This is a genomic window from Nguyenibacter vanlangensis, from assembly GCF_013376155.1.
In the GTDB taxonomy this organism is placed as follows: Bacteria; Pseudomonadota; Alphaproteobacteria; order Acetobacterales; family Acetobacteraceae; genus Gluconacetobacter; species Gluconacetobacter vanlangensis.
In genome coordinates, this window is sequence record NZ_JABXXP010000184.1 from 1 (window position 1) to 5,039 (window position 5,039).

6 protein-coding genes are annotated in these 5,039 nt (G+C 65.7%); 4 read left to right on the plus strand and 2 right to left on the minus strand.

The annotated features are described in order from the left end of the window. Positions 1 to 26 precede the first annotated feature (26 nt). Together HUK84_RS10115 and HUK84_RS10120 are read left to right on the plus strand one after the other, a co-directional pair. Complete coding sequence (locus HUK84_RS10115; RefSeq protein ID WP_246285596.1) at positions 27 to 761, plus strand: class I SAM-dependent methyltransferase; 735 nt, start codon at positions 27 to 29, stop codon at positions 759 to 761. A 142-nt stretch (positions 762 to 903) separates the two neighbouring features. Next, positions 904 to 1,113 (plus strand): ChaB family protein, encoded by a 210-nt coding sequence (locus HUK84_RS10120; RefSeq protein WP_176640183.1) that lies wholly within the window; start codon positions 904 to 906, stop codon positions 1,111 to 1,113. Between the two features lie 33 nt (positions 1,114 to 1,146). Here the strand turns inward: HUK84_RS10120 and HUK84_RS10125 are convergent, their stop codons facing one another. After that, positions 1,147 to 1,956: a glucose 1-dehydrogenase gene (locus HUK84_RS10125; protein WP_176640184.1), complete on the minus strand. Its 810-nt coding sequence runs from the start codon at positions 1,954 to 1,956 to the stop codon at positions 1,147 to 1,149. 334 nt (positions 1,957 to 2,290) lie between these two features. On the opposite strand from HUK84_RS10125, the gene HUK84_RS10130 reads away from it, so the two are divergent. Next, entirely contained in the window at positions 2,291 to 3,187 is an 897-nt protein-coding gene (locus HUK84_RS10130) for a glycoside hydrolase family 16 protein (RefSeq protein WP_176640185.1), read from the plus strand. A gap of 121 nt (positions 3,188 to 3,308) precedes the next feature. After that, positions 3,309 to 4,604, plus strand: coding sequence for an acyltransferase family protein (locus HUK84_RS10135; RefSeq protein ID WP_176640186.1), 1,296 nt, complete (start codon positions 3,309 to 3,311; stop codon positions 4,602 to 4,604). A 2-nt stretch (positions 4,605 to 4,606) separates the two neighbouring features. Here HUK84_RS10135 and HUK84_RS10140 read toward each other — a convergent pair. Beyond that, on the minus strand, positions 4,607 to 5,039 hold a 433-nt coding region (locus tag HUK84_RS10140; protein ID WP_246285595.1), incomplete at its 5' end, for a methyl-accepting chemotaxis protein.

Genomic DNA, 5,039 nt, shown 5'->3' on the forward strand with positions numbered 1-5,039 from the left:
CTGCCGCGCGGGCCGACGATGCCGCCTTGCGCCGCGCGGTCGCCGATCCGGCCCGCACGCCGAAATTCGTGGCGCGCGATGCCGTGCGCCATCCGGTGGAGGAACTGGAATTCTTCGGCATCACGCCGCGTTCCACAGTCGTGGAAATCTGGCCCGGCGGTGGATACTGGACCGAAATCCTGGCGCCCTATCTGCATGACCGGGGCGTTTATTACGTTGCGATGGGCGCCGGCGATGGCACGCACGTGGAAAGCGCGTTCTCGCGCTTTCCACAGGCCGAGCAGCAGCGGTTCGACGCCGATCCGGCCCGTTTCGGCCGGATCCGGCGGACTGTGCTGTCGCAGGGGCATGACGATATCGCCCCGGCCGGCAGCGTGGACATGGTGCTGACATTCCGCAACCTGCATAACTGGATGAAGCAGGGCGACGCGGAAGAGATGATCGCGGCGGTACACAAGGCATTGAAACCGGGCGGAATTTTCTGTGTCGAGGACCATCGCGCCCGGCCCGACGCGCCGCAGGACCCGCGCGCGCTGAGCGGATACGTGCGGCAGGATTATGCGATCGCGCTGATCGAGAAGGCGGGCTTCGCGCTTGTCTCGCATTCCGAGATCGATGCCAACCCGAAGGACACGACCCATTGGGCGAAGGGCGTCTGGACGCTGCCGCCGACGCTGGCCCTGGGCGAGCAGGACCGCGCGCGGTACCAGGCGATCGGCGAGGCGGATAATTTCGTGCTGAAATTCCGCAAGGTCCCGTGAGGCGGCGGACGCGCCGCGTCGTGTGACGCCGTTCGGGCCGCCGGTAAACGCGCGCGGCGGGAATGGCCCGGCCGGCCTGATACCCATAAGGCCTGGCCCCCATATGGCGGGGGCTATCATGCCGCCGGGAAGGGGAGCAGCCATGCCGTATGCGTCCGTCGAGGCGTTGCCGGATTCGGTCCGCGCGCATCTGCCGCGCCATGCGCAGGAAATCTATCGCGCCGCGTTCAATCGCGCCTGGTCCGATTATGCCGACCGGGGGGCGTTGCGCGAGGGGATTGCCCACAAGGTGGCCTGGGCGGCGGTCAAGCATCGCTATCGCAAGGACGAGGATCGCTGGGTCGAACGGTAGGGAGAATCGGGCCTTTCCGGCGATGCCGGGTGATCAGGACGACCAGTTTTCCTGAAAATCGCCGTACAGGGTCAGGCCGCCATCGACGAACAGGGTCTGGCCGGTGATGTAGGTCGCCTGCGCCGAGGCCAGGAAGAGGATGGCGTCCGCGATCTCGTCCGGTTCGCCCGGGCGGTGCATCGGGATATGGCGCGATACGGCCGCGCGCTGCGCCGGGTCGTCGGTCCATGCCGCGTTCATCGGGGTCACGATGGCGCCGGGGGCCACCGCGTTGATGCGAATGCCCCGGGCGGCATATTCCAGCGCCAGGGTGCGCACGATATTCGCCACCGCCCCCTTGCTGGCGGAATAGCCCAGATAGCCGGGCTTGGGTATCGTCTGGTGGACCGAACCGACGACGACGATCGTACCGGCCGTGCCGGTCCTGGTCCAATGGGCCAGGGCTTCACGCGCGTAAAGCACGACGCCGCCGACATTCACCGCCATAACGTCGTTGAAATCCTGCAGCCGGAGCGCGTGCGACGGCGAGGGGATCTGGAATCCGGCATTGCATACCAGGACGTCGATCGTGCCCATCGCCGCGATCATGTCGCGCATCGTGGCGCTGACATTCCGTTCATCCGCGACATTGCCCGGAAAGGCCAGGTGGGGGCCGGCGGCGACCGGGGGCAGCGCGTTCATGGTGCGCAGGGCCGTGTCGGGATGCAGGTCGTTGACCGCGACGCGCGCGCCTGCCTCGGCAAAGCGGCGGGCGGTGGTCGCGCCGATCCCCTGCCCCGCGCCCGTCACCAATATCGCGCGCCCTTCGAACCGGCCATTGCCGCACCGATCGTCGCCGGACATGGGTCCTCCATCATACGCACGTCATATGCAAGCCGACCGCAGGTGAACGCGGCCGGCCGGGCGCGGTTCGTCGAAACCTGTCATGTTTCCCCCGTCATGTTCCCCCGGGGACCCTTCACGATGTCTTCAGGTCCAGATTAAGGAATTCTTCAGACTTCGGGGCCACTATACTTGGCCGCTTTTTCTGGCGACCTGCCGATCACGTGCCCTGGTGGATTTTTGGACGGATCATATGGCGGCCGGTCCGCAAAGATCCATGTTTTGTCTTGAAAATCCGGAACCCGCCGGGGAATGCGGGGTTAAAGCCGGCGGGTTTGCCGAGAAGGGGATGGCAATGCGCGGGTTTCGTCCTGCTTGTATCATGCCGGTCGTGCGGGCGCTGACGGTCGGGGCGTCCATCATCTGGGCGGCCGGCCTGTCATGGATGACCCGCCCGGCCGATGCGGCGGCCTCTCCGATACGGCTCTGTGGCGAAATGCCGGTCTTCGACGACGAATTCAACGACCTGCGCCTCGGGGCGTGGAAGCTGAACGGCGCCCGGTGGATCGCGCATACGCCGTGGGGCGGCGATTTCGGCGATGCGCGCTTTACCGATCCGGGCCCGGGATCGGCCTTTTCGGTCCATGACGGTATCCTGTCGATCGCGGCGCGCAAGGATGCGGCGGGGCACTGGTCGTCGGGCATGCTGGCGTCGGCGGATACGGACCATAACGGCTTCATGACGATGTACGGGTATTTTGAAACCCGCATGAAGCTGCCGCCCGGCCCGGGAACATGGGTCGGCAGTTGGCTGAACGAGGACGTGCCGAAAGGCTGGATGCTGCCGACGGTGGAAATCGATACGATCGAGTATTACGGCCAGTTTCCCGACAAGTTCCACACCACGATCCATGTCTGGCACGGGCATTCGGCCGGGCGGGACAAGGGGGCGGCGATCCTCAGCACCGTGCCGGCCAATTCGCTGGTCGATGCGTTCCATACCTATGGCACGCTGGTGACGCCGCAATGGGTGGTGTTCTACCTGGACCGCAAGGAAATCTGGCGCAGTCCGACGCCGCCGGAGCATAAGCGGCCCTTCATGTTCCTGATCAACCTGGCGCTGGGGTCGGGCTGGCCAATCGACAAGACCCTGAACCCGGCGGTGATGCAGATCGACTACGCCCGGGTATACCGGCCCACCGACCCGCAGGCGTTCGCGCGCTGCCTGGTGGAGCATTCCGCCCATTCCTGATGGGCTTTTCCTGATTTCGTTTTTTTTATCCTGTTAGCTGGTCAGCCGGCCAAGAGAGTTCGAGGTGACGTTTTGACACGATCCAATCTGTTTCGAAAACAAAACAAAAAGCGAGGAGATCATGTCGCGGATAATGGGAGTGATCGAGGCGATCCCGGCGCTGTACAAGCGTCCCAAAGACGGGATGGCCTATAATCCGCAGATTGACGGGTTGCGCTGTCTGGCGATCCTGTCCGTCCTGGTGTGGCATGGCGGCCTGCGCATCGTGCGCCATGGCGAGCTGCTCGATCCTGGGGGAGGAAGGCTGGAGCGGCTCTATGCCGTGCTGCCGCATGGCGAGATCGGGGTGGTCCTGTTCTTCATGATCAGCGGGCTGATCATTGCCCGGCCGTTCCTGGGCGATCCGTCGCGGCCCGTGGCGCCGGGCAAGTTCTATTATCGCCGCTTCCACAGGCTCTATCCGCCCTATCTGATCGCGCTGGGGCTGTGCAGCATACCGGTCTTCCTCGACGTCCTGCATCACAACCACACGTGGCGGATCACCCCGACCGAGAGTTTCGTGGCCAGCATGGCCTATGTCCACGGCGTGCTGTGGAACGCGCCGTCGATGTTCATTCCGCCGCTATGGTCTTTGGAGGTCGAGGTCCAGTTCTATCTGCTGTTTCCGATGCTGATCGTGATCTACCGGAAGATGGGCGCGTCACGGATCGCATCGACGCTTGCCGTGCTGGCCCTGTATGTCGTGACGCTGGGCTATATCCACGGGCTGTATGGGTTCGACGGACGATTCCGCTTCGGGCTGGTGACCCACCTGCCCTATTTCATCATGGGGATCATCGTCGCGGACCTGGCCGAGCGCCATGGCGCGGCGGCGCGGCGGCGCGCCGGAGAGTGCGACCTGCTGCTGTGCGCCGGTCTCGTGCTGTTCCTGCTGGCCGGGCTGGCGCTGACCCGGGTCAATGCCGAGGCGCGGCCGCCGGTGCTGTACAGCGCGTTGCAGGCCCTGTCGATGCTGTCCTGCCTCTGCGTCATGGTCGGGGCGATGTATGGGCGGCGCGGCGGGGCGCTGTTCGGCAATGCGTGGATCTGCCTGACCGGGACCATGTGCTATTCGATCTATCTGGTGCATGTGCCGCTGATGGAGGCCATCGAGACCGTGGTGCTGCACAGGCTGCCCGCGACCTCGCCCGTGCTGATGGGGATGACGGACGCCGCGGTGCTGCTGCCCAGCGTCTGGCTGGCCGGGCTGGGGTTCTATATCTTTGTCGAACGGCCCTTCATGAACCGGCAGGCGCGGCCCGTGCCGTCCGCCTCTCTGGTCACGGAGGCGGCGCTGGCCGCGGGTACGGCCCTGACGGACGGCGCGCAGGCCGTCGTCGGATCGGCGACGCAGCCATCATCCGCGTCCGGATCGTGACGTCATCCGGCCGTGAATTTCGCCAGGATCCGGTTGGCGGCGCGGCCTTCCGGCATCCTTGCCTTGCCGGGCGTCCGGAAGCGGCCGACCTGGCCGGTCAGTTTTTCCGCCTCGCCCGTCAGGCGGCGGGAGGCCGCGCGGAATTGTTCGGCGACCGCGGCGTTTTTCTGCGTCGTCTGGTCCATGGCGCCGACCGCGATATTGATTTCCGCCAGGCTGGCCGATTGTTCCGTGGCCGCCACCAGGATGCCGTTCAGGCCGTCGCTGATCCGGGCGATGAAGCCGGAAATGTCGTGCAGGGCCTTCTCGGTGTCGCCGACGCGCCTTGAGCCGGCCTGCACGTCCTGGGTGGTCTTCCTGACCAGCGCGTTGATGTCCCTGGCCGCCTGGGCGCAGCGCAGCGCCAGGGCCCGGACCTCGCCCGCGACGACGGCG